Below are 24457 nucleotides of genomic sequence, written 5' to 3'. Positions count from 1 at the left end.
CCGTTGCCATCTGTTGATATGTGCACGGCAAGGAACATACTGCCGGGGTCCAACACCGTTCAGAGCCGAACGGACACCAGGGAGGACGAGTGACTTCGTTGCGTACCCCGCGTACCACGACCGCCGCGCGCGATCCGCGCGGCCGGATCAGACGCCTGGGCGTGGCATCCGCCGCGGCCGGGCTGCTGGCCACCCTGCTCGCCGCCGGACCCGTGGCCGCCACCCCCGACCCCGGAGACGCCCCCGCCCGGGCCACCGTCTCCTCGGAGGAGGCCGCGGACGCGCGCTCCGCGATCCGGAGCGGCGAGATACCCGGAGTGGACGAGATCGTCCACTCCGGGAACATCGAACACCTGGCCAACATCCCCAAGGACGCCCTGCCGGGCTTCAACACGGACCTCGCCTTCCAGGGCAGGTACGCCTTCGCCGGCAACTACGACGGCTTCCGGATCTTCGACATCAGCAGGCCGAGCTCCCCGAAGACCGTCGCCCAGGTCCTCTGCCCCGGCTCCCAGAACGACATCTCGGTCTCCGGGGACCTGCTCTTCCTCTCCACCGACTCCTCCCGCAGCGACGACTCCTGTGCGAGCACCACCCAGCCCGCCACGGTCAAGGAGTCCTGGGAGGGCATGAAGATCTTCGACATCAGCGACATCAGGAACCCGAAGTACGTCGCCTCCGTCGAGACCGCCTGCGGCTCCCACACCCACACGCTCGTGCCGCAGCGCAAGGACGTGTACGTGTACGTCTCGTCCTACGGCCCCGGCGACACGTTCCCGGACTGCCGGCGCCCGCACGACGGCATCTCGGTCATCAAGGTGCCCCGCAAGGCGCCCGAGAAGGCCAGGCTCGTCGGTTTCCCCGTCCTCTTCCCGGGCGAGGGCCCGGACGGCGGCGGCAACCCGGGCGCCCCCACCAACCCGGGCGTCTCCAAGACCACCGGCTGCCACGACATCACCGTGCTGCCGGAGAAGGACCTCGCGGCCGGCGCCTGCATGGGCGACGGCATCCTCTTCGACATCTCCGACCCCGAGCGCCCGCGGGTCATCGACCGCGTCCAGGACAACGTCAACTTCGCGTTCTGGCACTCCGCCACCTTCAACCTGAAGGCCAACAAGATCGTCTTCACCGACGAGCTCGGCGGCGGCGGCGCGGCCACCTGCAACGCCGAGGTCGGCCCGAACCGGGGCGCCAACGGCATCTACGACGTCGTCGGCAAGGGGAAGCGGAGCAAGCTCGTCTTCCGCAGCTACTTCAAGATCCCGCGCCACCAGGCCGCCACCGAGAACTGCGTCGCCCACAACGGCTCCCTGATCCCGGTCAAGGGCAAGGACCTCATGGTCCAGGCCTGGTACCAGGGCGGCGTCTCCGTCTGGGACTTCACGAACTCGGCCAAGCCGAAGGAGATCGCCCACTTCGAGCGCGGCCCGCTCTCCGACACCACCCTGTCGGTCGGCGGTTCCTGGTCCGCGTACTACTACAACGGCCACATCTACTCGAACGACATCGCCAAGGGCTTCGACGTCCTCAAGATCTCCGACCGCCTCACCGACCCCGCTAAGCGGGTCCGGCTGGACGAGCTCAACGTCCAGACGCAGCCGGACTACTTCGACTGATCCGGCCCGCCGCGCCCCTCGCGGCCCGCAGGTGACCCGAACGACGGCGCGCCGCCGGGCGGACCCCCGTCCGGCGGCACGCCGAGCTCCCAGTCCAGGCCGTACCGCGCGAACAGCTCCGACCGCAGCCGCGTCCACGGCATCGGGGCCCCCGGCAGCAGCACCGCCACCACCGCGCCCATCAGCAGGGCCCGCAGCAGCGGATAGTCCGTGTCCACGTCCTCGGAGCCGTACCGCTCGACCGTGTCCCGCAGCAGGAAGGCGAGGCGCTGCTGCTCCTCGCAGCGCACGAAGCCCTCGGCCTGCAGGATGCCCGCCATGTGGGTCCGCATCAGGGTCGGGCGCTCCACCGCGAGCCCCAGGATCGCGTCGATCGCGCGGGCCAGCCGCTCCCGGCCGTCCTCCGTGCGCGGCTCGCGTTCCAGCGCCGCCGCCAGGGTGAGGTGCATCAGCCGGTGCACCGCCGACTGGAGCAGCTGCCGCTTGCCCGGGAAGTAGTACGAGATCAGCCCCCGCGCCGTCCCCGCCCGCTCCGCGATGTCGCCGAGCGTGGTCGTCTCGTAGCCCTTGGTGTCGACGAGCTCCACGGTGGCCCGCAGAATGCGCTCCCGCGACCGACGCCGAAGCTCTTCATTGACCGACGGGCTACGCGGGGACATGCTGGACTCCTGCGTTGACTGGCTGCCGGCCAATATACTCGGCGCATCCCGTCGGCCTGCCCCCGTGGCGGACCGCCGGGGACGCCGTCTGTTCTGGGCGACACGGGGGATCGTCCAGAACAGGCGGCTTCACCGTTCTCCCGCCTTTCCGCTCCCGCCGTCCGTGCCGCCGGTCCCCGGGACGGTCCGCGGTCCGCGCCGCTCGCCCCTGCGGTACGCGAGGATCGCCACGGCCACGCAGAACCAGCCGAGGAGCCAGCCCCCGACGACGTCCGAGGGCCAGTGGACGCCCAGGTAGGCCCGCGTCCAGCCCACTCCCAGGACCGACACGACCGCAGCGCTCGCGAGCGCGCCCCAGCCGCGCCGTCCGTCCCGCCAGTGCAGCGCCAGGACCCACAGCAGCAGCCCGCAGACGACCGTCGCCGTCATCGCGTGCCCGGACGGGAAGGCCCCGTAGCGCGCCCAGTCGACCGGATCGGGCCACTGCGGCCGCTCCCGCCCCACCAGGGCCTTCAGCCCCTGCTGGAGGAGCAGGGCCAGGACGGTCGTTCCGACCACCCACAGGGCGAGCCGCCGCTCCTTCCGCCACCACAGCAGCACCGCCGTCCCGGCGGCCAGGGCGCGCATGGTCAGCGGGTCCCACACCCAGTCGCTCAGAACGCGGTTGACCCGGGTGAGGCCGGGGTGGGCGACGGCACCGCGGTGCAGCTCCTCGGCGACCGCCCGGTCGCAGGAGAGCAGCGGCGACCAGCCGACGGCGACGAGCACGAGCAGCAGGGCGGACAGGACTCCGGAGACCACGGCGGAGGATCGCATGCGCCGATCCTGCCCCAGGATCGGCCCCGTACGACCCCTCACACGCCCCGCGCGCCTCCCGGCGCTCGGTCCGGGACACTCTGCCGGGCAGGCCCTAACCCAGCGCGCGCAGCGCCGGGACGAAGGCCACGAGCACCGGGACCACGGGGACCAGGGCCGCGGCCGCCGTCAGGCGCAGCCGGCGTCCGGCCGTGAGCCGGGGCGCCGCGGTCAGGAGCCGGTTCACCCGCCGGGGCAGGTCCGCGCCCGGGCCCGGACCGGGGCCGAACACCCCGCGGTCCTCGTTCAGTCCGACCAGCGCGAGCGCGATCGTCAGCCGCCCGAACCGGCGCGAGGCCACGTCGTCGGCGGCCAGCTCCACCAGGCGGTGCATCTCCTCGCGGAAGGCCGTGAAGACGGGAACCCCCGGGAAGCCGGCGGCCAGCGCCGCCGAGCAGTGCCGCAGCCAGTCGTGCCGGGCGCGGGCGTGGCCCTGCTCGTGCGCCAGGACCGCGTCCAGCTGACGCCCCTTCAAGCGGCGCAGCGCCGCCGTGGTGATGACCAGCTGGGGCGTCGGCCCCGCCAGCCACCAGACGTCCGCCCGCTCGCCCTCCAGGACCACCAGGCGCTCGCCGCCCGGCTCCTCCCCGGGCATCAGGGGCGCGCGGACCAGCAGGTCGCAGCGGCGCTGCCGGCGCCGGGCGCGGGCCCGGCCGATCTCCCGGCCCAGCATCGCCCCGGACCACACCCCGCCGGCCGCGAGGGCCACCGCGAGCACCGCGGACCAGGGGCCGCTCGTGCCCAGCTCGTACGCCTCGATCACGGTGCTCGGCGCGGGCGCGAAGACCTGGCCGCGCACGGCCTGCCAGGCGACGGACGCGCTGAACGTCATGGAGAGCGCGAAGCTCAGCAGTACGGCGGCCACCACGCACTGCCACACCCACAGGGCCACCACGGGTTCTCGCTCGACCCAGTCCGCCCTGGACAGCAGCCGGGGGGCCATGAGGGCGGTCAGGAGGCCGAGCAGGAACAGCACGAGGGAGACCCACATGGCGCCAGCCTATGAGCGCGGTACCGGTCGGGGGTACGGGTGCGGAGAGCAAGTGACGTACGCCACGGTTTCGTTGCCACGGCAGCACGGCAGCACGGCAGCCGGCAGCACGGCAGTGCGACGGCACGGCGCCGACGCCCCACGGCCGGCGCGCCACGGCCCCCTCCGCCCCGTACCCCCTCAGAGCGTCACGAGCATGGCCACCATGCCCAGCGCCATCGACAGGCGGCACGCCAGCGTCATCTCCGGTCCGCCGGTCCGGTCCGCACCGCCCGCCGGGCCGTTCCCCGGACCGCCCGCCGTCACCGGGACGAGCCCCGCCCCCGCGCGCAGCACGTACACCGCGTAGTAGAGGAGGAGCCCGCCCGTGAGCACGGGTATGCCCCCGGCGCCCGCCGCCGTGTGCCCCGCGTGCGCCCCGGCGCTCCCCGGGGCCGCCATCGCCACCGCCATGTAGACCATGGCGAGCGAGCCCATCAGATGGTGGACGTGGTGGCCGCCGTGCCGGACGGCGGCCAGACCGTGCAGCGCCGTCGCGCCGAACACCGCCGCGTACACCATCCAGCTCCACCCCGGCGGTGTCAGGACCGCGGCGGGCAGCGCCATGAACGCCATCCCGAACCCCATCACCGCCTCGCCGCCGGCCGTCCGCCGCTCCTCCCCGGCGCACGCGCGCATCCGCAGCAGGCAGTACACGCCCGTCACCGCGCACAGGGCGACCATCAACCAGCCGGACAGAGCCGGTCCGTGCACGGCACACCTCCCCCTCGACACCGTCCCCCTCGGGGGAGGGATGCCCGTGCCTCCGGAGGGGTACGCGGGCGCACAGGCGTACGAGGGGGAGCGAAGAGGCGCGCGTTAGGCTCGGGACGATCGCGCACGCCGATCACCGAAGCCCGAGGGGAGCCCCGTACATGGACACCGCCACGTCCCAGGAGACCGGCCGGATCGGCTACCGCGAAGCGGTCCTGGAGGACGTCCCCGTCCTCGTCCCGCTCGTGGAGTCGGCCTACCGGGGCGACGCCAGCCGGGGCGGCTGGACCACGGAGGCGGACATCCTCCAGGGGCAGCGCACCGACCCCGACGGCGTGGCCGCCGTCATCACCGCCCCCGGCAGCCGGCTCCTGGTGGTCGAGAGGGACGGCGAGGCCGTCGCCTGCTGCCAGCTGGAGCACCGCGGCGAGGCCGCCTACTTCGGCATGTTCGCCGTCCGCCCCGAGCTCCAGGGCGCGGGCCTCGGCAAGCGGATCATCGCGGAGGCCGAGCGCCGGGTGCGCGAGCTGTGGGACGTGCGCGAGATGCACATGACGGTGATCTCCGTGCGCGAGGAGCTGATCGCCTGGTACGAGCGGCGCGGCTACCGGCGGACGGGCCTGACGACCCCCTTCCCCTACGGCGACGAGCGCTTCGGTGTGCCCCAGCGCGACGACCTGGAGTTCGAGCTGCTGGTCAAGCCGCTGGTGTGAGCCGGGGTCCGGCGGGCCCGCGGTCCCGAAACCACCCGAAGGGCGGAAGCGTGGCCTCACCCCCCGGCGGCAGGAAAAACTTCTGCCGATAGGGGGGTCACGCAGGATAATTTCCCTTGCTCCTCTTGTGGGGGAGAAGCGTCGATGTATACGGTGTCTTGACGCAAGGTTCTCCTGTGGAGGAAGAGGCATGACGGAAATTCTTGTGCAGGACGTGACCGGTGGGGGGATATCCACCGACGCCCGGGTCATCGACCACCCGGCCTGGCCCGAGCTCAAGAATGCCGTGGAGGAGATCCGCGCCTGGCAGAGCGCGGACGGCTCCATCGACTTCGAGGCCGAGGACGCCCCCGCCCGCTCCCAGGTCGAGCCGACCCTCGACCGGGTCGTCGCCGCCGTCGAGCAGCTCTCCCCCCTGCTCCCGCACGACGCCGCCTACCACCGCGCCCTCGTCTCCGACCTGCGCAAGTGGGCCGAGAGCGGCTTCGCGGTGCCGGACTTCCTGGACGCGCTGCTCGCCTTCCAGCCGGCCGCCGACCGCGCCGACGGGCTCCAGCACCTCGTGCTCTTCCCGATGTACACGCAGAACGGCAACCCGGACCGCAACCTCGAAGCCGTCGTGCTCCGCATGGTCTGGCCCGAGTGGCTCGCCGAGCTGGAGCGCACCCGCTACGACAACCCGCTCTTCTGCGGCATCACCTTCGAGGACTTCACCGCCGGGTACGACACCAACTCGGCCGTCCTCTTCCCGGAGACCATCGCCGTCCGCGAGGCCCCCGAGCGCTTCACCTGGGGCGGCATCTTCTGCGACCGCGAGGCCGCCCGCTTCCGCAAGGTCACCGGGGCCGCCGTCGACACCCTGGGCATCGAGCTGCCCGCCGACATCGCCGCGATGATCGAGGACCAGGAGCGCTGCGAGAAGGCCTTCGTCCTGTGGGACATGGTCCACGACCGCACCCACAGCCACGGCGACCTGCCCTTCGACCCCTTCATGATCAAGCAGCGCCAGCCCTTCTGGATGTACGGCCTGGAGGAGCTCCGCTGCGACCTCACCGCCTTCAAGGAGGCCGTGAAGCTGGAGGCCGAGGGCAACACGCACGGCCGTGACGTGCAGTACGCCGTCCTCTTCGACCGCATGTTCCGCTTCCCGCTCTCCGGCGACCGGAACCGCAACTACGACGGCCTCGGCGGCCAGCTCCTCTTCGCGTACCTCCACAAGCACGACGTGGTGCGCTGGACGGACAACACCCTCAAGATCGACTGGCAGCGGGCCCCCGAGGTCACCAACCAGCTCTGCGCCGAGATCGAGAAGCTCTACCGCGACGGCATCGACCGCCCCAAGCTCGTCCACTGGTTCAAGGCGTACGAGCTGGTCTCCACCTACCTCGCCCCGCACCCGGGCTCGAAGTGGGCCAAGGGCCCCGACGCACTCGACCTGTCCCTGCCGCCGCGCAAACTCGTGGACGACGTGCTTCCGGACGAGTTTCCGCTCAGCATGTTCTTCGAGGCCCTCGCCAAGAAGCTGAAGGGCGTGATCGCCGACACCAAGGGGATCACCGCCGCCGGCGCCCCGCGCACCGAGCGGGCCGCCGCGTGAGCGCTCCTGCCGAGAAGCCGGAGAACGCCGAGCGCACGGAGGAGACGGTGTCCATGAACGCCGAAGGAAACGGCGGGCCGCTCGACGGCGCCGTCATCGCGGTCGCCGGCGCGGCCGGTCCCGCGGGCCGCGCCACGCTGCTGCGGCTCGCCGAGGCGGGCGCGACCGTGATCGCGTCCGACGCCGACCCGGCCCGCCTCGCGGAGGCCGTCGACGCCGCCCGCTACGCGCACGGCGGCGCCACGGTCGTCGGCGACACCGTCGACCTGCTCGACCTCGCCGCCACCCGCGACTGGGCCGCCAAGACCGAGAAGGAGTTCGGCCGGATCGACGGCCTGGTCCACCTCGTCGGCGGCTGGCGCGGCAGCCCCTCCTTCACGGAGACCGAGCTCAAGGACTGGGACTTCCTGGAGAAGCTCCTGATCCGCACGGTCCAGCACACCTCGCTCGCCTTCCACGACCCGCTGCTCCGCGCGGGCGGCCGCGGCCGCTACGCCCTGATCAGCCAGGCCGGCGCCCACAAGCCGGTCGCGGGCAACGCCGCGTACAACGCGGGCAAGGCGGCGGCCGAGGCCTGGACCCTCGCCATGGCGGACTCCTTCCGCAAGCTGGGGGGCGACGACGGCCCGCAGGCGGCGGCTGCCATCCTGGTGATCAAGGCGTTGGTGCACGAGGCCATGCGCGCCGAGCGACCCAACGCGAAGTTCGCGGGCTTCACCGACGTCGACGACCTGGCCTCAGAGATCGCCGGCCTGTGGGACAAGCCCGCCCAGGAAGTGAATGGACAGCGTCTGTGGCTGACCCCCAAGCCGTGACCGCGGCCCTCGGCCCCAGGACCGACGCGCGTCGTCACCACGACCCGTCGGTCCGGGGCTTCGCCAGCGACAACTACGCCGGCGCCCACCCCGAGGTCCTCGCGGCCCTCGCCCTCGCCAACGAAGGCCACCAGGTCGCCTACGGCGAGGACCAGTACACCGACCACCTCCAGCGGATCGTGCACAGCCACTTCGGTCCGAGCGCCGAGGCCTTCCCGGTCTTCAACGGCACCGGGGCCAATGTGACCGCCCTCCAGGCGCTCACGGACCGCTGGGGCGCCGTCGTCTGCGCCGAGTCCGCCCACATCAACGTGGACGAGGGCGGCGCGCCGGAGCGGATGGGCGGCCTCAAGCTGCTCACCGTGCCGACCCCGGACGGCAAGCTCACCCCCGAGCTGATCGACCGGCAGGCCTGGGGCTGGGAGGACGAGCACCGGGCCATGCCCCAGGTCGTCTCGATCACCCAGAACACCGAGCTGGGCACCGTCTACACGGTGGACGAGATCCGCGCGATCGTGGAGCACGCCCACGCCAAGGGCATGAAGGTGCACCTCGACGGGGCCCGGATAGCCAACGCCGCCGCCTCGCTCGACGTGCCCATGCGCGCCTTCACCAACGCGGTGGGCGTGGACGTGCTCTCGTACGGCGGCACCAAGAACGGGATGGTCTTCGGCGAGGCCGTGATCGTGCTGAACCCGGACGCGGTCAGCCACATGAAGCACCTGCGCAAGCTGTCCATGCAGCTCGCGTCGAAGATGCGGTTCGTGTCGGTGCAGCTGGAGGCCCTGCTCGCGAAGGACCTGTGGCTGCGCAACGCCCGCCACTCCAATGCGATGGCCCAGCGCCTCGCGGCCGGGGTGCGCGCCCTCGACGGGGTGGAGATCCTCTACCCGGTCCAGGCCAACGCCGTCTTCGCCCGCCTCCCGCACGAGGTGAGCCGCCGGCTCCAGGAGCGCTTCCGCTTCTACTTCTGGGACGAGGCCGCCGGCGACGTGCGCTGGATGTGCGCCTTCGACACCACGGAGGACGACGTGGACGCCTTCCTCCAGGCCCTGAAGGAAGAGCTGGCCCGCTGAATCGGGCTGCATGAATATACGGCCGGGCGGAAAGTCATTGACTCTGTCCGGCCGTCTCCCTAGGGTCGTCCCGCATGGAACTCATCCAGCAGGACCCCGGCATCAACGCCTACGTGGCCGCGAGCGAGGCCGTCGACCACGAACACCCGGTCGTACGGGAGGTGGCGGACCGGCTCTCCGCCGCGCACCCCGGCGCACACGCATACGCCGAAGCGGCCTTCGCGTACGTACGCGACGCGATCCCGCACTCCATGGACTCCGGCGACCTCCGCGTCACCTGGCGCGCCTCCGACGTCCTGGAGCAGCGCACCGGCATCTGCTACGCCAAGACCGTCGCGTACGCGGCGCTCCTGCGGGCCCGGGGCATCCCGGCCGCCCTCTGCTACCAGCGGCTCACCGACGACGACGGATCCCACCCCGTGGTGCACGGCCTCACCGCCGTCCTGCTGCCGGGGGAGCGGGCGTGGGCCCGCCAGGACCCGAGGGGCAACGCGCCGGGCGTCGACACCCGCTTCTCCCTCGGGCCGGAGAGCCTCGTCAGGACCGTACGCCCGGAGCTCGGCGAGGTGGACTACCCGCAGCTCCACGCCGAGCCCCACCCGGCCGTCCTGGCGGCCCTGAGGGCCGCCCGCGACCGGCCGCACCTGGACCGGACCCTCCCCGCCGGGCTGGAGCCGATCGGGCCGGAGCCGGTCACGCTTCCTTGACCTGGGCCGGCGTCGGAGCCGTACCGCCGAGGTGCGCGGGCACCCACCAGGTGTCGGCCGCGTCCTTGGGGCGGACCGGGTAGGCGCGCTGCGCGGCCTCCAGGAGCTCCTGGACGCGCTCGCGCAGCCGCCGGGTGATGGCGCCCGCGTACTGGTCGGCGGGGGCCTCCACGGCCTCGCCGACCCGGATCGTCACCGGGATGTGGTTCCGCTTGAAGTTCCGCGGCCGGCCCTTCGTCCAGATCCGCTGGGTGCCCCACAGCGCCATCGGGATCAGCGGGACGCCCGCCTCCTGCGCGAGGCGCGCCGCGCCCGTCTTGAAGCCCTTCAGCGTGAAGGACTGGGAGATGGTCGCCTCGGGGAAGACGCCGATGATCTCGCCGGCCCGCAGCGACTCCAGGGCGTGCTTGTAGGCGTGCTCGCCCTGGGCGCGGTCCACCGGGATGTGCTTCATGCCGCGCATGAGCGGGCCGGAGATCTTGTGCCGGAAGACCGAGTCCTTCGCCATGAAGCGCACCAGGCGCTTCTGCGGCAGCGCGGCGAGACCGGTGAAGATGAAGTCCAGGTAGCTGATGTGGTTGCTGACCAGAACGGCCCCGCCGGTCCGCGGGATGTGCTCCGAACCCTGTGTGTCGATCTTCAGGTCGAGCGCCTTGAACATGGTCAGAGCGGCGCCGACGACCGGCCGATAGACGAGTTCTGCCATCGGAGAGGAACCCCTTCTTCCTGCTTGTCCGGGGAGGGTTCTCCCGGCGAAGTTACGCGGCCGTAGGTTTTCGGCTTTGGGCAGATCGTGCCCCATGAGGGACGCTGTGACCAGCCTCAGCGGCCTCGCGAGGGGAGATTCTCGTCACTCGCGGTGGCCGGAACGGGAATCGGATACCCGTCCTGCGGTGCTGTATCCCAGGGCGCGCGGAACGGGCGCGCGGAGACGAGGAGGAGCGGAGAAGGATGAGCGAGGTCCTGGGACCGGAGGCGCTCGGCGCCGAACTGGGGGAGCGGGCCACCCTCGTCCAGTTCTCGACCGCCTTCTGCCAGCCCTGCCGGGCCACCCGCCGCACCCTCGCCGAGGTCGCCGCGATGGTGCCCGGCGTGGGGCACGTCGAGATCGACGCCGAGGCGCGGCTCGACCTCGTACGCGCGCTCGGCATCGCCCGCACCCCCACCGTGCTCGTCCTCGACCGGACCGGCCGCGTCGTCCGCCGGGCCGCCGGACAGCCCCGCAGGGCGGACGTCATCGCCGCCCTGGGACGGGTGGTCTGACGCCGTGACACTCCTCCCACATCCCGGTACGCACTTGACTGCACCCGCCACCGATCGTCACCCTGACGGAGTGACTCTGGAACTCCTTCTCCACGGCCGGGCCCACGTGGACCTGGCCCGCAACGCGAGCGCGCGCTGTCCGGGCGTCTGACCCACCCCAGGACTCCTCCATGCCGCCCTCGCAGAAGGACAACTCCATGACGGTTTCGCCCGAGCTCCGCACCGTTCCCACGATCGGCGCGCCCCGGCAGGCCTCTCCCGATCTGCTCCGCTCCGTCTTCCGCCGGCACGCGGCCGGCGTCGCGGTCGTCACCGCCCACGGCGAGCGCCCCGTCGGCTTCACCGCGACCTCGCTCAGCTCCGTCGCCGCCGAACCGCCGCTGATCTCCTTCGGCGTGGGCACCGCGTCCTCCTCCTGGCCGGTGGTCTCCGAGGCCGAGTTCGTCGGCGTGCACATACTCGGCGAGCACCAGCAGGACCTGGCCGCCACCTTCGCGCGCAGCGGCGCCGACCGCTTCGGCGAGGGGACCCGCTGGAGCGTCGGCCCCGAGGGCGTGCCCGTCCTCGACGACGTCCTCGCCTGGCTGGTGTGCCGCGTCGTGGCCCGGGTGCCCGCCGGGGACCACCGGATCGTGATCGCGGAGGCGGTCGCGGGCGACCCGGACGGAGCGGGCCGACCGCTGCTCTACCACCACGGGCGCTTCAACGCGCTGCGCGACTGAGGGTTCCCGCGCGCGCCGCTCTCCGCGCGTTGGGAAGGTCACACGGCTGAGCGCTTGCTCAGTGGTAACGAACTGGGTGTACTGGCGAGTAATATTTTGGTCGGGGCGTCCGGCGCCCCGACCGGAAACCCGCCCTTCAGGCGCCTATGCTGCGAGCAACAAGGCAGCCCAGTTATGACGATGCAGTAGGAGAGCCGGCGTGAGCTTGAGGATCGTTGTCTGTGTGAAGTACGTGCCCGACGCCACCGGCGACCGGCACTTCGCCGATGACCTGACGGTGGACCGCGACGACGTCGACGGCCTGCTGTCGGAGCTCGACGAGTACGCGGTCGAGCAGGCGCTGCAGATCGCCGAGGAGGCGGACGACGCCGAGGTCACCGTGCTCACGGTCGGCCCCGAGGACGCCAAGGACGCGCTGCGCAAGGCGCTGTCGATGGGCGCCGACAAGGCCGTCCACGTCGAGGACGACGACCTGCACGGCTCCGACGTCATGGGCACCTCGCTGGTGCTGGCCAAGGCGATCGAGAAGACCGGCTACGACGTGGTCATCGCCGGCATGGCCTCCACCGACGGCGTCATGGGCGTCCTGCCCGCGATCCTGGCCGAGCGCCTGGGCGTCCCGCAGGTCACGCTGCTCTCCGAGGTCAAGATCGAGGACGGCAAGGTGACCGGCCGGCGCGACGGCGACGCCGCTTCCGAGCAGCTGGAGGCCGCCCTGCCGGCCGTCGTCTCCGTGACGGACCAGTCGGGCGAGGCGCGCTACCCGTCCTTCAAGGGCATCATGGCCGCCAAGAAGAAGCCGGTGGAGTCCCTGGACCTCTCCGACCTCGACCTGGAGGCCGAGGAGGTCGGCCTGGAGGGCGCGTGGACCGCGGTCGACTCCGCCGCCGAGCGTCCGGCCCGCACGGCCGGCACGATCGTCAAGGACGAGGGCGAGGGCGGCAAGCAGCTCGCCGAGTTCCTCGCGAGCCAGAAGTTCGTCTAAGGCTTCAGCCGCGCGGGCCGGGGGCCTTCCCGGGCCTCGCGCGCCGCTCAGACCTCCCCCTCACCTTCGCAGGAGATTGAATCCCCATGGCTGAGATCCTCGTCTACGTCGACCACGTCGACGGAGCCGTCCGCAAGCCCACCCTGGAGCTGCTGACGCTCGCCCGCCGCCTGGGCGACCCGGTCGCCGTCGCCCTCGGCAACGGCGCCGCCGACACCGCCCCGGTCCTCGCCGAGCACGGCGCGGTCAAGGTCCTGACCGCCGACGCGCCCGAGTTCGCCGAGTACCTCGTCGTCCCCAAGGTCGACGCCCTCCAGGCCGCCTACGAGTCTGTGTCCGCCGGGGGCTCCCTGGCCGCCGTGCTCGTCCCCTCCTCGGCCGAGGCCAAGGAGATCGCGGCCCGTCTCGCGGTCCGCATCGGCTCCGGTGTCATCACCGACGCCGTGGACCTGGAGGCCGGCGCGGAGGGCCCGGTGGCGACGCAGTCCGTGTTCGCCGCCTCCTTCACCACCAAGTCCCGCGTCTCCAAGGGCACCCCGGTCATCACGGTCAAGCCGAACTCGGCCCCCGTCGAGCCGGCCCCGGCCGCCGGCACGGTGGAGGCCCTGTCGGTCTCCTTCGGCCCGCTGGCCACCGGCACCAAGGTCACCTCGCGCACCCCGCGCGAGTCGACCGGCCGCCCCGAGCTGACCGAGGCCGCGATCGTGGTCTCCGGCGGCCGCGGCGTCAACGGCGCCGAGAACTTCGCGATCATCGAGGCGCTGGCCGACTCGCTCGGCGCGGCCGTCGGCGCCTCCCGCGCCGCGGTGGACGCCGGCTGGTACCCGCACGCCAACCAGGTCGGCCAGACCGGCAAGTCGGTCTCGCCGCAGCTGTACATCGCCTCCGGCATCTCCGGCGCGATCCAGCACCGCGCGGGCATGCAGACCTCGAAGACGATCGTCGCGATCAACAAGGACGCCGAGGCGCCGATCTTCGAGCTCGTCGACTACGGCGTGGTGGGCGACCTCTTCGACGTCGTCCCGCAGCTGACCGAAGAGGTCAAGACCCGCAAGGGCTGACCTGCGGTTCTGTCGGACCGGGGGCCGCACGGTGAACTCTCACCGTGCGGCCCCCGGCCGTTTCGGACACCCATTGACTCAGCTCCGACCGCCCGTTAACTTCGCCATACGGATTGTTGATTCCGTGCAGCGGAAAACAGGAGGGTATGGGATGGGTCAGCAGGAGAAGGTGTCGACGAGCCTCGCGGGCGCGGTCAGCGAGGGCATCAGCGCCTCCCTCGCCGCGGTGGACGCCGAGCTGGACCGCCGCTACCCGGGAGACCCCGGCACCCGCCAGCCCGTCCACACCGTCTACGTCCCCGGCAACCTCTACGACGCCGGCACCGTCCGCTCCTGGGGCGACCAGGCCCTCGCCGCCCTGGACGAACACGCCCCCGACGCCGCCTCCTTCGCCGCCGTCCTCGGCCTCTCCGACGACCTCGCGGAGGACGTGTACGGCCGCGTGCGGGCCAAGCTGGAGCGCGAGCCGATCGAGGACCTCCGGGTCGACTTCGAGGACGGCTACGGCGGCGACGACGAGGACCGGGACGCGGCCCGCGCCGCCCGGCTGATCTCCGAGGCGTACGAGCAGGGCACCGCCGCCCCGTACACCGGCATCCGGATGAAGTGCATGGAGGCCGCCGTACGCGACCGGGGCATCCGCACCACCGACGTCTTCCTCACCGGCCTCCTGGAGCACGGCGGTCTCCCTGAAGGACTCGTCCTCACCCTCCCCAAGGTCACCTACCCCGAGCAGGTCACCGCCTTCGTGCGCCTCCTGGAGGCCTTCGAGAAGGCCCACGGCCTCGACGCCGGCCGCCTCGGCTTCGAGATCCAGATCGAGACCAGCCAGGCCATCCTCGCCGCCGACGGCACCGCCGCGGTCGCCCGCATGATCGGCGCCGCCGAGGGCCGCGCCACCGGACTGCACTACGGCACCTTCGACTACAGCGCCTGCCTCGGCGTCTCCGCCGCCTACCAGGCCAGCGACCACCCGGCCGCCGACCACGCCAAGGCGATCATGCAGGTCGCCGCCGCCGGTACGGGCGTCCGCGTCTCCGACGGCTCCACCAACGTCCTGCCGGTCGGCCCCACCGCGCACGTCCACGAGGCCTGGCGCCTGCACTACGGCCTCACCCGCCGCGCCCTCGCCCGCGCCTACTACCAGGGCTGGGACATGCACCCCGGCCACATCCCCACCCGCTACGCCGCCGTCTTCGCCTTCTACCGCGAGGGCTTCGAGACCGCCGCCAAGCGCCTCTCCGCCTACGCCAACCACGCGGGCGGCGACGTCATGGACGAGCCCGCCACCGCCAAGGCGCTCAGCTCCTACCTGCTGCGCGGCATCGACTGCGGCGCCCTCGACACCGCCGAGGTCGGCGCCCTCACCGGCCTGACCCGCGCGGACCTCGACCGCTTCGCGGCCCCGCGCCGCGGCGACCTCACGGCCTCGGCCGAGTAACCGGGCGGCTGCCGGGGCCGGTGTCAGGCGGCCGGCGGCGCGATCTCGCCCGAGCCCCGGGCGAGGAGCGCCGTGCCGAGCACCACCCGTTCCGGCGCCCCGTCGGCCCCGTCCAGGCGTCGGAACAACCGCTCCGCCGCCGTCCGGCCCAGGGCGGCGGCGTCCTGGGCCACGACCGTGATGCCCAGCAGATCGGCCAGCTCGATGTCGTCGAAGCCGACCAGGGCGACCGGCCGGGGCCGCGCGGCGAGGGCCCGGACGGCCGTGACGGTGACCCGGTTGTTCCCCGCGAACAGGGCCGTCACCGGCTCCGGCGCGCTCAGCATCCCCCGTACCGCCGCGTCCACCCGCTCCGGATCCGTCGGGCCCAGCGAGACCCACTCCTCCCGGACCGGGAGCCCCGCGTCCTCCATCGCCGCGCGGTAGCCGCGCAGCCGCTCGGCCGCCGTGTGGATGCGCGGGCGGTCGCCGACGAAGCCGATCCGGCGGTGGCCGTGCGCGATCAGATGGGCCGTGCCCTCGCGCGCCCCGCCGAAGCTGTCGGAGAGGACCGCGTCGGCCTCGATCCGCCCGGCGGGCCGGTCCACGAACACCGTGGCGACGCCCGCCCTGATCTCGGGCTCCAGATACCGGTGGTCGTCGCCGGCCGGGATGACGATGAGGCCGTCGACCCGGCGCGCGCACAGCGCGAGCGCCAACTCCTGCTCCCGGTCGGGGTCCTCGGCGCTCGACCCGTTGATCAGGAGGGCCCCGTGCGCCCGCGCGACCTCCTCGACCGCCCGGCTCAGCGGACCGTAGAAGGGGTCGGCCAGGTCCTCCAGGACCAGGCCGACGGTCGCGGTCCTGCCCTTGCGCAGGACCCGCGCGCTGTCGTTGCGGCGGAAACCGAGGACCTCGATGGCCTCCTGGACCCGCCGCTCGGTGTCGGCGGTGACGCCCGGCTCGCCGTTCACCACCCGGGACACCGTCTTCAGGCCCACGCCCGCCTTGGCGGCGACGTCCTTCATCGTGGGCCGGTTGCCGTAGCGGTGCTCGGGGCGGTGGGCGGTGTCGGCCACGGTCTGCGGTTCCTCCGTCGTGTCGGGACCCCGCCGTGGCCGGGCCGTCTTTCGGACTCCGGACGAGCATAGGGCCTGGACAACGTTGTCATAGTGCGTGAGAGGATGAGGAACGCCGCACCGTCCCCGGCCGCCCCCTGGAGGCTCCCCGTCCATGTGTACCGACCCCGCCACGGGCCTCGTCGCCGCCCTCGACATCGGGGGCACCAAGATCGCCGGCGCCCTGGTCGACGGCGAGGGGCGCGTCCGCGTCCGGTCCCGGCGGCCCACGCCCGCGCGTGAGGACGGCGAGACGGTGATGGCGGCGGTCGAGGGTGTCCTCGGCGACCTCGCCGCCTCCCCGCTGTGGGAGGCCGCCGGCGCCGTCGGCATCGGCAGCGCGGGCCCGGTCGACGCGGCCCGGGGGACCGTCAGCCCCGTCAACGTCCCCGGCTGGCGCGACTACCCGCTCGTCGAACGGGTCCGGCGGGCCACCGGCGGCCGACCGGTCACCCTCGTCGGCGACGGCGTCGCCATGACGGCCGCCGAGCACTGGCTCGGAGCCGCCCGCGGCCACGACAACGCCCTCTGCCTCGTGGTCTCCACGGGCGTCGGCGGCGGCCTCGTCCTCGACGGACGCCTCCACCCGGGCCCCACCGGCAACGCGGGCCACATCGGTCACATCGCCGTCGACCTGGACGGCGAGCCCTGCGCGTGCGGCGGACGCGGCTGCGTCGAACGCCTCGCCAGCGGCCCGCACCTGGCCCGCCGCGCCCTGGAGAACGGCTGGCGGCCGGGGCCCGACGGCGACGTCTCCGCCGCCGCGGTGGCCGCCGCCGCGCGCGCCGGGGACCCGGTGGCCACCGCCTCGTTCGAGCGCGCGGCCCGGGCGCTCGCCGCGGGCATCGCCGCCACGGCGGCCCTGGTCGAGATCGACATCGCGGTCGTCGGCGGCGGGGTGGCGGGCGCCGGGGAAGTTCTCTTCGCCCCGCTCCGGCGCAGCCTCCGCGACTACGCCACGCTCTCCTTCGTACGGAACCTGACGGTCGTCCCGGCCGTCACGGGCACGGACGCCGGCCTCCTCGGCGCGGCGGCGGCCGCCGCGCACGCGTGGAGAGAAGGGGCGTACGCCGGAGCGAACGCGGGCGCCGGCGGCGGTACCTGAGGGGGCTTCGGGCCGCAGGCGCCGCGTACGACGGGGGAAGCGTGCAGCGGCTCCCCCCGTGACCCGTCTACTCCCGTGCCCGCTCGGCCGTCCGCTGCCCGACCAGTCTGCCCTCGGCCTTCCGCCGTTCCGGCGGTCTCTGCTCCACGACCACCAGGAACGCGTCGGACTCCAGGTCCATCACGACCCGGGCCGGTACCCCTTCGTCGCGCCGCGCGCCGGCGAACTCCTCGGCGGGCCAGCTGCCCCGCGGACCGCCGGCCGGAAAACGTTCGAGAACCGTACGACTCATTTCCACACCCCTCGTGCTTGCCGTTCCCAACGACGGTTTCCCGGAAGTGTCACGCGCATGCCGGTCCCGCCGTCGATCCATACGTTCGTGGTTTCCGTGGCAGGGTGTTGCGGGCAAGCCACAGGGGGCTACCGAAGAGGGGGAAAAAGTGATCGTCTGGATCAACGGGGCGTTCGGCGCGGGGAAGTCCAGCACCGCGCGTGAACTGGTCGATCTGATCCCGCACAGCACCCTGTACGACCCCGAGGCCACCGGCGACGCGGTGCGCCGGCTCCTTCCGGCCAAGCGGCTCGCCGAGGTCGAGGACTACCAGGACCTGCCGATCTGGCGGCGGCTCGTGGTCGACACCGCCGCCGCCCTGCACGCCGAGGTCGGCGGCGTCCTGGTCGTCCCCATGACCCTGCTCCGCCAGGACTACCGGGACGAGATCTTCGGCGGGCTCGCCGCCCGCCGCATCGAGGTGCGCCACATCGTGCTCACCCCTGAGGAAACGATCCTGCGTCAGCGGATCGACACCCGGGAGGAGTACGGCGACCCCGAGGTCGACGCCCGCGTACGGAAGTGGTGCCACGCCCACGTGGACCCGTACCGCGCCGCCCTCGGCTGGCTCGCCGCCGACGCCCACGCCGTCGACAACTCCGCGCTCACCGCTGCCGGGACCGCCCGGAACGTCGCCGACGCGATACGGACGGGGCTCGCCGCCCCCTGCGGGATCGTCCAGACGCCCGAGCCGACCGGCGAGACCGTCGCCGCCGGCGTGCTGCTCTTCGACGAACAGGACCGCTTCCTGCTCGTGGACCCCACCTACAAGCCCGGCTGGGAGTTCCCCGGCGGCGTCGTGGAGCTCGGGGAGCCCCCGGCACGGGCCGGGATGCGGGAGGTGGCCGAGGAGGTCGGCCTCGCGCTCGACGCCGTGCCCCGGCTGCTGCTGGTCGACTGGGAGCGCCCCGAGCCCCCGAAGTACGGAGGGCTGCGGCTCCTCTTCGACGGCGGCACCCTCCGCGCCGCCGACACCGAGCGGCTGAGCCTGCCCGGCGCCGAACTGCGCGACTGGCGCTTCGTCACCGAGGAGGAGGCCGCCGACCTGCTGCCGCCCGTCCGCTACCAGCGCCTGCGCTGGGCCCTGCGCGCACGGGAACGCGGCACGGTGCTCAACCTGGAGGCCGGGGTTCCGGCGGGATGACCCCGACCGGCCTGAGCGGTCCCGGACCGGGCTCGCTCAGGCCGGGGCCGCCCCGGCCTCCGCCGCCGCCCGCAGCCGGGCCGCCGTGTCCGTGACCACCGGCGCGCCGTGACCGCAGCACAGCACCGACGGGTCGAGCTCCGCCAGCCTCCGCATCGACTCCAGGGCGAGGGCGCGGTCGACGTGGAACACGCCGAAGGTGACGCCCTGGACCGAGGCCACCGTGTCCCCGGTGAACAGCACGCCGTGGCGGGGGAGGTGCACGGCGATCGAGCCCGGGGTGTGGCCGGGGGTGTGGACCACCACGGCCCCGTCGCCGAAGCCGAGTTCGTCGCCGTCCTCGACCTCCCGGTCCACCCGGGTCGGCGGCGCCTCCGGCACGGTCAGGCCGTGCTCGTACAGCGGGAGTTCCCACTCCAGGAGGTCGGGCTCGGGGACCGGGGCCTCGCCCCGGACCACCGGCGCGTCCAGGCGGTGCGCCACGATCTCGGCCCCGTGGCGGTCCGCCAGCTCCTGGGCCGCGCCCACGTGGTCCCGGTGGCAGTGGGTCAGCACGATGCGGCGCAGCCGGTCCGGGTCCAGGCCGGCCGCCCGTACGGCCGCCGCCGTCGCGTCCGCCGTACCCGCCCAGCCCGCGTCGATCAGGGTCAGCTCCTCCTCGTCCCGCCAGAGGTAGGCCTGGCCGATGGAGTGGTCGAGCACGTGCAGCCGCGAAGTCACCATGAGGGGTTCCATGCGGCGAACCTACGCGTCCGCGCGGGTCCGCCGCCCGGTTCTACGCTCTCGGCGAGCTTCGCCGAACGCTGAACCCGATCAGGAACGGAAGGGCGTCAGGCCTGCTTCGAGCGCGCGTAGTTGAGGAGGAAGTGCGCCTCGGCCACCGACAGGCGCTCCAGCTCCTCCGGCGACACGGACTCGTTGGGCGCGTGGATCTGCGCCTCCGGCTCGCTCAGGCCGATCAGCAGGATCTCCGCCTCCGGGTACAGCGAGGCCAGCGTGCTGCACAGCGGGATCGAGCCGCCCAGACCGGCCGTCTGCATCTCCTGGCCGGGGTACGCGACCTCCATCGCCTCGGCCATCGAGGCGTACGCCGGGCTCGACGTGTCCGCCTGGAAGGCCTGGCCCTGGCCGACCTGCTCCATGGTCACCCGGGCGTTCCACGGCGTGTGGTTCTCGATGTGCGCGAAGAGCAGCTTCGTCGCCTCGGCCGCGTCCTGGCCCGGCGGCACCCGCAGGCTGATCTGCGCGCGGGCCGTCTTCGGGATGGACGGGGTGGCGCCGGCCACCGGGTGGCAGTCGATGCCGACGACGGTGACGGCGGGACGCGCCCAGATGCGGTCCGCGACCGTGCCGCCGCCCGGCAGGTCCACGCCCGGCAGCACCTTGGCGTCCTGGCGGAAGTTCTCCTCCGGGTACTGGAGGCCCTCCCACACCCTGTCGCCCGGCAGGCCGTCGATGACGGTCGAACCGTCCGGGCCGCGCAGCGAGTCGAGCACGCGGATCAGCGCGGCGAGCGCGTCCGGGGCGGCGCCGCCGAACTGGCCGGAGTGCAGGTTGCCCTCCAGGGTGTCGATCTGCACCCGGATCATCGTCATGCCGCGCAGGGTCGCGGTCACCGTCGGCAGGCCCACCCGGAAGTTGCCCGCGTCGCCGATCACGATCGCGTCGGCGGTCAGCAGTTCGGGGTGCTCCTCGGCGTACCGCTCCAGGCCGCCGGTGCCCTGCTCCTCCGAGCCCTCGACGATCACCTTGACCGTCACCGGGACGCCGCCGTTCGCCTTCAGGGCGCGCAGCGCGAGCAGGTGCAGGATCACCCCGCCCTTGCAGTCGGCCGTGCCGCGCCCGTACCAGCGCCCGTCGCGCTCGGTCAGCTCGAACGGCGGGGAGAGCCACGCGGACTCGTCCAGCTTCGGCTGCACGTCGTAGTGCGCGTAGAGGAGGACGGTCGGCGCGCCGGCCGGGCCGGGCAGTATGCCGTACACGGCCTGCGAACCGTCCGGGGTGTCGAGCAGTGCCACGTCCTGGAAGTCCTCGGCGCGCAGCGCGTCCGCGACCCAGTTCGCCGCCGCCTCGCACTCGCTGCGCGGGGCCACGTTCTCGTCCGCCACCGACTCGAAGGCCACCAGCTCCGTGAGCTCCGTCCTGGCGCGGGGCATCAGGGACCGTACGGTCTCGGCGATCGGATTCGCGGTCATGGGCACGCTCCTGGTGGGTGCGACGTTACGACGGTGTGGACGGCGTCGTCGCGTGTCGTGGCGCGGCGAACGCACCGTCGATCCTACGGCCGGGGCTCCGGCTACCGCGCCGTAGGATGCGTCAGGAGCAGACCCCCGGTCGGATCAGGAGCAGAAGCACATCGTGAGCAGCGAGCACGCAGGGAACGCCGGTCCGGAGAACACCGAGCCCGAGGGCGCGGCTCCTGAGGGCACCGGCGCGGAGGCGGCGAGGGACGGCGACCCGGACACGGTGGAGGACGGGGGCGCGGACGACGCCACGGACGGTGCGACGGGAGACGTCGCGGACGACGCGGCGAGCGATGTCGCGGGCGGTGTGACGGGAGACGTCGCGGGCGGTGTGACGGGGGATGCCACGGGCGATGTCGCGGGCGCGGCTTCCGTCGTGGCCGGTGAGGGCCCGGACGGGGACACGGGCGCGGACGGGGCGGCGGACGTCTGGGACGTCGTGGTCGTCGGCGCCGGACCGGCCGGCGCGTCCGCGGCCTACGCGGCGGCGGTGGCCGGGCGCCGGGTGCTCCTCCTGGAGAAGTCGGAGCTGCCCCGGTACAAGACCTGCGGCGGCGGCATCATCGGCCCCTCCCGCGACGCGCTCCCGCCGGGCTTCGAACTGCCCCTCCAGGACCGGGTGCACGCCGTCACCTTCTCCCTCGAAGGACGCTTCGCCCGCACCCGCCGCTCGCGCCGGATGCTCTTCGGGCTCATCAACCGGCCCGAGTTCGACGCGCAGCTCGTCCAGCACGCGCAGAAGGCCGGCGCCGAGCTGCGGACCGGCGCCACGGTGACCCGGGTGGAGCAGCACGGGCCGTCGGTGCCGGACCGGCGGACCGCCGCCGTCGTCCTGGCCGACGGCGAGACGATCCTGGCGCGCGCGGTCGTCGGCGCCGACGGCAGCGCCAGCCGGATAGGCGCTCACGTCGGGGTGAAGATGGGCCAGGTCGACCTGGGCCTCGAGGCGGAGATCCCCGTGCCGCCGTCCGTGGCCGAGGACTGGAAGGGCCGCGTCCTCATCGACTGGGGACCGATGCCCGGCAGTTACGGCTGGGTGTTCCCCAAGGGCGACACGCTGACCGTCGGCGTCATCTCGGCGCGCGGCGAGGGGGCCGCCACCAAGCGGTACCTGGAGGACTTCGTCGCCCGGCTCGGCCTGGCCGGCTTCGAGCCCTCGATCTCCTCCGGCCACCTGACGCGCTGCCGCACCGACGACTCGCCGCTCTCCCGCGGCCGGGTCCTGGTCTGCGGCGACGCGGCCGGTCTCCTGGAGCCGTGGACGCGCGAGGGCATCTCGTACGCGCTCCGCTCGGGCCGCCTCGCGGGCGAGTGGGCGGTCCGGGTCGCCGAGGCGAACGACGCGGTCGACGCGCGCCGCCAGGCCCTGAACTACGCCTTCGCCATCAAGGCCGGCCTCGGCGTGGAGATGGCGGTCGGGCGGCGGATGCTCGCGGTCTTCGAGCGGCGCCCGGGGCTGCTGCACGCCACGCTCACGGGCCTGCGGCCGGCCTGGAACGCCTTCGCCGACATCACCCGCGGCTCGGCCACCCTCGGCGGCATGGTCCGTTCGAACGGTCTGGCCCGGCGCGCCCTCGAACTCCTGGACAAGCGGATGGACACCTCGTCCGGCGTCGGCCCGGCGGGCCGGGGCGTCACGGCGAAGGAGCGGGACGCGTCGGAACCGGAGGGCACGGACGAGCCGGGGGCCGTGCGGGGCACGGCGGAGGGCGCGGAGGGCGCGGGGGAGACGAAGGGCACGGAGACGGGCGTCTGACCCTCCGCGCGTTGCGGTTCGGTGTGTTGCGGTTCGGTGTGGGGCGGTTCGGTACGGCCGCCGGGAATCGCGATCGACTCGTACGGGCTCCGTCGGCCCGGTCCGCTCACGCGGTCGGGGCGGCGGAGCCCGTCGTCGTGATGCGGAAGACGGGGTGCTTCGGCGCGGCGGCGCGCAGTTCGGCGTCGGAGGAGTCCGGGCCGACCCCGTCGAAGAAGACGCCGACCTCGGCCTTCCAGCGCTTGAGGTAGGCGCGGAGCAGCGCGGGCTTGGCGTCGTCGGGGACCTCGACGGCGGTGAACTCCTGCACGTGCCTGCCGAGGTGCAACTGCCCGCCCCCGGCGGCCCGCATGTTGTGGGTCCACTGGACGTGGCCGCGGGGGGCCACGAGGTACTGGGCGCCGTCCACCGTCAGGAGGTTGACGGGGGTGCGGCGCCATTCGCCGCTCTTGCGCCCCCGGACGGCGAGCACGCGGGATCCCCAGACGCTGATGCCGCGGCGGGTCGTCCAGGCGACCAGACGGTTGAGGACGTTCACGGTGAACCAGCCGGGCTTCATGACGTGGGCGGAGGGGTCGGCGGGGGTGGTGGAGTCGGTGGGCCGGGCGGACATGACTGCCTCCTGTGGGCTCGGGGCGGGGCGGGGCGACGGCGAGCGGTGGTGGGCGGTGACGAGTAAAGCGTGAGCACTGCTCTCGCTTGAGATCAGTGTGCACGGTTCCGTGCTCACATTCAAGAGCAGTGCTCTTGCTTTAGTTCGGCGCTCTCGCTTTAGTTCGGCGCTCTCATTCCGTTCCAGTGCTCCGGAAGTGGCACACTGCTCTCCATGACGACCGTTCGAGGAGCCCGCGCCCGCGCCCGCATCGAGATCACCGCCGCCATCAAGGACGAGGCCCGCGCCCAGCTCGCGGCGGAGGGTGCCGCCAAGCTGTCCCTGCGGGCCGTCGCCCGGGAGCTGGGCATGGTCTCCTCCGCGCTCTACCGCTACTTCCCGAGCCGCGACGACCTCCTCACCGCCCTGATCGTCGACGCCTACGACGCCGTCGGCGCCGCCGCCGAGCAGGCCGCCGCCGACTCCGCCGGGCAGCGGCCGCTGGACCGCTGGACGGCCGTCTGCCGGGCGGTCCGCGTCTGGGCGGTCGCCCACCCCCACGAGTACGCCCTGATCTACGGCTCCCCGGTCCCCGGCTACACCGCGCCCCGGGACACGGTCGCCCCCGCCGCCCGCGTCGGCCTCGCCCTGATCGAGATCGTCCGCCTGGCCCACACCGGCGAGGGCGTCGCCCTTCCCCCGCTCCCGGACGCCCTGCGCCCCGAGGCCGGGCGGATCGCCGCCGACATCGCCCCGGACCTCCCCCCGGCCCTCGCCGTCGCGCTCGTCGCCGCCTGGTCGCAGCTCTTCGGCCTCGTCTCCTTCGAGGTCTTCGGGCAGTTCCACCGCGTCGTCGAGGACCGTGACGCCTTCTTCACCGCCGCCGCCCGCCGTCTGGGCCAGGACGTGGGCCTGCTCCCGCGCGGCTGAACCCG

The 24457-nt window shown here is 73.2% G+C and carries 25 protein-coding genes; 15 read left to right on the top strand and 10 right to left on the bottom strand.

Annotation, left to right across the window (positions count from 1 at the left end):
* Nucleotides 1–89: 89 nt before the first annotated feature.
* On the top strand, nt 90–1616 hold the full coding sequence (locus CP977_RS04735) for an LVIVD repeat-containing protein (RefSeq protein ID WP_152369668.1): 1527 nt from the start codon (nt 90–92) through the stop codon (nt 1614–1616).
* Here the strand turns inward: CP977_RS04735 and CP977_RS04730 are convergent.
* The 4 genes from CP977_RS04730 to CP977_RS04715 all read right to left on the bottom strand — a co-directional run bounded on the left by CP977_RS04730 (nt 1604) and on the right by CP977_RS04715 (nt 4874).
* Complete coding sequence (locus tag CP977_RS04730) at nt 1604–2275, bottom strand: TetR/AcrR family transcriptional regulator (RefSeq protein WP_062757854.1); 672 nt, start codon at nt 2273–2275, stop codon at nt 1604–1606. The genes CP977_RS04735 and CP977_RS04730 overlap by 13 nt on opposite strands.
* Nucleotides 2276–2404: 129 nt before the next feature.
* On the bottom strand, nt 2405–3091 hold the full coding sequence (locus tag CP977_RS04725) for a phosphatase PAP2 family protein (protein WP_152369667.1): 687 nt from the start codon (nt 3089–3091) through the stop codon (nt 2405–2407).
* 94 nt (nt 3092–3185) lie between these two features.
* A complete protein-coding gene (locus CP977_RS04720) occupies nt 3186–4121 on the bottom strand; it encodes a M56 family metallopeptidase (protein ID WP_062757850.1) in 936 nt (311 codons plus the stop codon).
* 180 nt (nt 4122–4301) lie between these two features.
* Nucleotides 4302–4874, bottom strand: coding sequence for a DUF5134 domain-containing protein (locus CP977_RS04715; protein ID WP_109186511.1), 573 nt, complete (start codon nt 4872–4874; stop codon nt 4302–4304).
* 161 nt (nt 4875–5035) lie between these two features.
* Between CP977_RS04715 and CP977_RS04710 the strand changes: the two genes are divergently transcribed.
* The 5 genes from CP977_RS04710 to CP977_RS04690 all read left to right on the top strand — a co-directional run bounded on the left by CP977_RS04710 (nt 5036) and on the right by CP977_RS04690 (nt 9782).
* Nucleotides 5036–5587 carry a GNAT family N-acetyltransferase gene (locus CP977_RS04710; protein WP_152369666.1) on the top strand — a complete coding sequence of 184 codons (552 nt, stop codon included), beginning with the start codon at nt 5036–5038 and terminating at the stop codon, nt 5585–5587.
* A gap of 190 nt (nt 5588–5777) precedes the next feature.
* Nucleotides 5778–7184, top strand: a complete 1407-nt coding sequence (locus CP977_RS04705; RefSeq protein WP_062757843.1) for a DUF6421 family protein — start codon at nt 5778–5780, stop codon at nt 7182–7184.
* A gap of 53 nt (nt 7185–7237) precedes the next feature.
* Nucleotides 7238–7999 (top strand): SDR family oxidoreductase, encoded by a 762-nt coding sequence (locus CP977_RS04700; RefSeq protein WP_152371504.1) that lies wholly within the window; start codon nt 7238–7240, stop codon nt 7997–7999.
* Nucleotides 7996–9075, top strand: a complete 1080-nt coding sequence (locus CP977_RS04695) for a threonine aldolase family protein (protein ID WP_062757841.1) — start codon at nt 7996–7998, stop codon at nt 9073–9075. The genes CP977_RS04700 and CP977_RS04695 overlap by 4 nt, the downstream gene beginning before the upstream one ends.
* Nucleotides 9076–9149: 74 nt before the next feature.
* On the top strand, nt 9150–9782 hold the full coding sequence (locus tag CP977_RS04690; RefSeq protein WP_152369664.1) for a transglutaminase-like domain-containing protein: 633 nt from the start codon (nt 9150–9152) through the stop codon (nt 9780–9782).
* Here the strand turns inward: CP977_RS04690 and CP977_RS04685 are convergent.
* Nucleotides 9769–10488: a lysophospholipid acyltransferase family protein gene (locus tag CP977_RS04685; RefSeq protein ID WP_062757837.1), complete on the bottom strand. Its 720-nt coding sequence runs from the start codon at nt 10486–10488 to the stop codon at nt 9769–9771. The two genes, CP977_RS04690 and CP977_RS04685, sit on opposite strands and share 14 nt — an antisense overlap.
* Before the next feature lie 245 nt (nt 10489–10733).
* Between CP977_RS04685 and CP977_RS04680 the strand changes: the two genes are divergently transcribed.
* The 5 genes from CP977_RS04680 (at nt 10734) to CP977_RS04660 (ending at nt 15254) form a co-directional block, all read left to right on the top strand.
* Entirely contained in the window at nt 10734–11045 is a 312-nt protein-coding gene (locus CP977_RS04680; RefSeq protein ID WP_062757835.1) for a TlpA family protein disulfide reductase, read from the top strand.
* 197 nt (nt 11046–11242) lie between these two features.
* On the top strand, nt 11243–11767 hold the full coding sequence (locus CP977_RS04675) for a flavin reductase family protein (protein ID WP_062759228.1): 525 nt from the start codon (nt 11243–11245) through the stop codon (nt 11765–11767).
* A 199-nt stretch (nt 11768–11966) separates the two neighbouring features.
* On the top strand, nt 11967–12752 hold the full coding sequence (locus CP977_RS04670) for an electron transfer flavoprotein subunit beta/FixA family protein (RefSeq protein WP_079131397.1): 786 nt from the start codon (nt 11967–11969) through the stop codon (nt 12750–12752).
* Between the two features lie 86 nt (nt 12753–12838).
* Nucleotides 12839–13813, top strand: coding sequence for an electron transfer flavoprotein subunit alpha/FixB family protein (locus CP977_RS04665; protein WP_109186509.1), 975 nt, complete (start codon nt 12839–12841; stop codon nt 13811–13813).
* Nucleotides 13814–13964: 151 nt separating this feature from the next.
* The gene (locus tag CP977_RS04660; RefSeq protein WP_062757828.1) at nt 13965–15254 is read left to right on the top strand and encodes a DUF6986 family protein; all 1290 of its coding nucleotides are present in this window, start codon (nt 13965–13967) and stop codon (nt 15252–15254) included.
* A 23-nt stretch (nt 15255–15277) separates the two neighbouring features.
* Here the strand turns inward: CP977_RS04660 and CP977_RS04655 are convergent, their stop codons facing one another.
* Complete coding sequence (locus CP977_RS04655; protein WP_152369662.1) at nt 15278–16312, bottom strand: LacI family DNA-binding transcriptional regulator; 1035 nt, start codon at nt 16310–16312, stop codon at nt 15278–15280.
* A 154-nt stretch (nt 16313–16466) separates the two neighbouring features.
* Between CP977_RS04655 and CP977_RS04650 the strand changes: the two genes are divergently transcribed.
* Nucleotides 16467–17456: an ROK family protein gene (locus CP977_RS04650; protein WP_152369661.1), complete on the top strand. Its 990-nt coding sequence runs from the start codon at nt 16467–16469 to the stop codon at nt 17454–17456.
* Nucleotides 17457–17523: 67 nt separating this feature from the next.
* Here the strand turns inward: CP977_RS04650 and CP977_RS04645 are convergent, their stop codons facing one another.
* Nucleotides 17524–17748, bottom strand: coding sequence for a hypothetical protein (locus CP977_RS04645; protein ID WP_062757822.1), 225 nt, complete (start codon nt 17746–17748; stop codon nt 17524–17526).
* A 148-nt stretch (nt 17749–17896) separates the two neighbouring features.
* Here CP977_RS04645 and CP977_RS04640 point away from each other — a divergent pair, with 148 nt between their 5' ends.
* Nucleotides 17897–18931, top strand: a complete 1035-nt coding sequence (locus tag CP977_RS04640) for an NUDIX hydrolase (RefSeq protein WP_152369660.1) — start codon at nt 17897–17899, stop codon at nt 18929–18931.
* A gap of 36 nt (nt 18932–18967) precedes the next feature.
* Here the strand turns inward: CP977_RS04640 and CP977_RS04635 are convergent, their stop codons facing one another.
* Nucleotides 18968–19666, bottom strand: a complete 699-nt coding sequence (locus CP977_RS04635) for an MBL fold metallo-hydrolase (RefSeq protein WP_152369659.1) — start codon at nt 19664–19666, stop codon at nt 18968–18970.
* 95 nt (nt 19667–19761) lie between these two features.
* Nucleotides 19762–21126 carry a dipeptidase gene (locus CP977_RS04630; protein ID WP_062757816.1) on the bottom strand — a complete coding sequence of 455 codons (1365 nt, stop codon included), beginning with the start codon at nt 21124–21126 and terminating at the stop codon, nt 19762–19764.
* Between the two features lie 160 nt (nt 21127–21286).
* Between CP977_RS04630 and CP977_RS04625 the strand changes: the two genes are divergently transcribed.
* The gene (locus CP977_RS04625; protein ID WP_372460787.1) at nt 21287–22930 is read left to right on the top strand and encodes a geranylgeranyl reductase family protein; all 1644 of its coding nucleotides are present in this window, start codon (nt 21287–21289) and stop codon (nt 22928–22930) included.
* Nucleotides 22931–23036: 106 nt separating this feature from the next.
* On the opposite strand, the gene CP977_RS04620 is transcribed toward CP977_RS04625, so the two are convergent.
* Nucleotides 23037–23543, bottom strand: coding sequence for a nitroreductase family deazaflavin-dependent oxidoreductase (locus CP977_RS04620; RefSeq protein WP_152369658.1), 507 nt, complete (start codon nt 23541–23543; stop codon nt 23037–23039).
* A 213-nt stretch (nt 23544–23756) separates the two neighbouring features.
* On the opposite strand from CP977_RS04620, the gene CP977_RS04615 reads away from it, so the two are divergent.
* Nucleotides 23757–24452 (top strand): TetR/AcrR family transcriptional regulator, encoded by a 696-nt coding sequence (locus CP977_RS04615; protein ID WP_062757812.1) that lies wholly within the window; start codon nt 23757–23759, stop codon nt 24450–24452.
* Nucleotides 24453–24457: the final 5 nt, after the last annotated feature.

The organism is Streptomyces cinereoruber, from assembly GCF_009299385.1.
Taxonomy (GTDB): Bacteria; Actinomycetota; Actinomycetes; order Streptomycetales; family Streptomycetaceae; genus Streptomyces; species Streptomyces bikiniensis.
The sequence above is the reverse complement of the archived record's forward strand: the minus strand, read 5'-3'. Positions and strand labels throughout refer to the sequence as shown.

Coding starts and splice junctions, on each gene's coding strand:
- CP977_RS04685 (WP_062757837.1), bottom strand. CDS start 10,488: ATGGCAGAACTCGTCTATCGGCCGGTCGTCGGCGCCGCTCTGACCATG.
- CP977_RS04710 (WP_152369666.1), top strand. CDS start 5,036: ATGGACACCGCCACGTCCCAGGAGACCGGCCGGATCGGCTACCGCGAA.
- CP977_RS04730 (WP_062757854.1), bottom strand. CDS start 2,275: ATGTCCCCGCGTAGCCCGTCGGTCAATGAAGAGCTTCGGCGTCGGTCG.
- CP977_RS04620 (WP_152369658.1), bottom strand. CDS start 23,543: ATGTCCGCCCGGCCCACCGACTCCACCACCCCCGCCGACCCCTCCGCC.
- CP977_RS04700 (WP_152371504.1), top strand. CDS start 7,238: ATGAACGCCGAAGGAAACGGCGGGCCGCTCGACGGCGCCGTCATCGCG.
- CP977_RS04650 (WP_152369661.1), top strand. CDS start 16,467: ATGTGTACCGACCCCGCCACGGGCCTCGTCGCCGCCCTCGACATCGGG.
- CP977_RS04705 (WP_062757843.1), top strand. CDS start 5,778: ATGACGGAAATTCTTGTGCAGGACGTGACCGGTGGGGGGATATCCACC.
- CP977_RS04720 (WP_062757850.1), bottom strand. CDS start 4,121: ATGTGGGTCTCCCTCGTGCTGTTCCTGCTCGGCCTCCTGACCGCCCTC.
- CP977_RS04615 (WP_062757812.1), top strand. CDS start 23,757: ATGACGACCGTTCGAGGAGCCCGCGCCCGCGCCCGCATCGAGATCACC.
- CP977_RS04675 (WP_062759228.1), top strand. CDS start 11,243: ATGACGGTTTCGCCCGAGCTCCGCACCGTTCCCACGATCGGCGCGCCC.
- CP977_RS04680 (WP_062757835.1), top strand. CDS start 10,734: ATGAGCGAGGTCCTGGGACCGGAGGCGCTCGGCGCCGAACTGGGGGAG.
- CP977_RS04725 (WP_152369667.1), bottom strand. CDS start 3,091: ATGCGATCCTCCGCCGTGGTCTCCGGAGTCCTGTCCGCCCTGCTGCTC.
- CP977_RS04645 (WP_062757822.1), bottom strand. CDS start 17,748: ATGAGTCGTACGGTTCTCGAACGTTTTCCGGCCGGCGGTCCGCGGGGC.
- CP977_RS04635 (WP_152369659.1), bottom strand. CDS start 19,666: ATGGAACCCCTCATGGTGACTTCGCGGCTGCACGTGCTCGACCACTCC.
- CP977_RS04665 (WP_109186509.1), top strand. CDS start 12,839: ATGGCTGAGATCCTCGTCTACGTCGACCACGTCGACGGAGCCGTCCGC.
- CP977_RS04660 (WP_062757828.1), top strand. CDS start 13,965: ATGGGTCAGCAGGAGAAGGTGTCGACGAGCCTCGCGGGCGCGGTCAGC.
- CP977_RS04630 (WP_062757816.1), bottom strand. CDS start 21,126: ATGACCGCGAATCCGATCGCCGAGACCGTACGGTCCCTGATGCCCCGC.
- CP977_RS04690 (WP_152369664.1), top strand. CDS start 9,150: ATGGAACTCATCCAGCAGGACCCCGGCATCAACGCCTACGTGGCCGCG.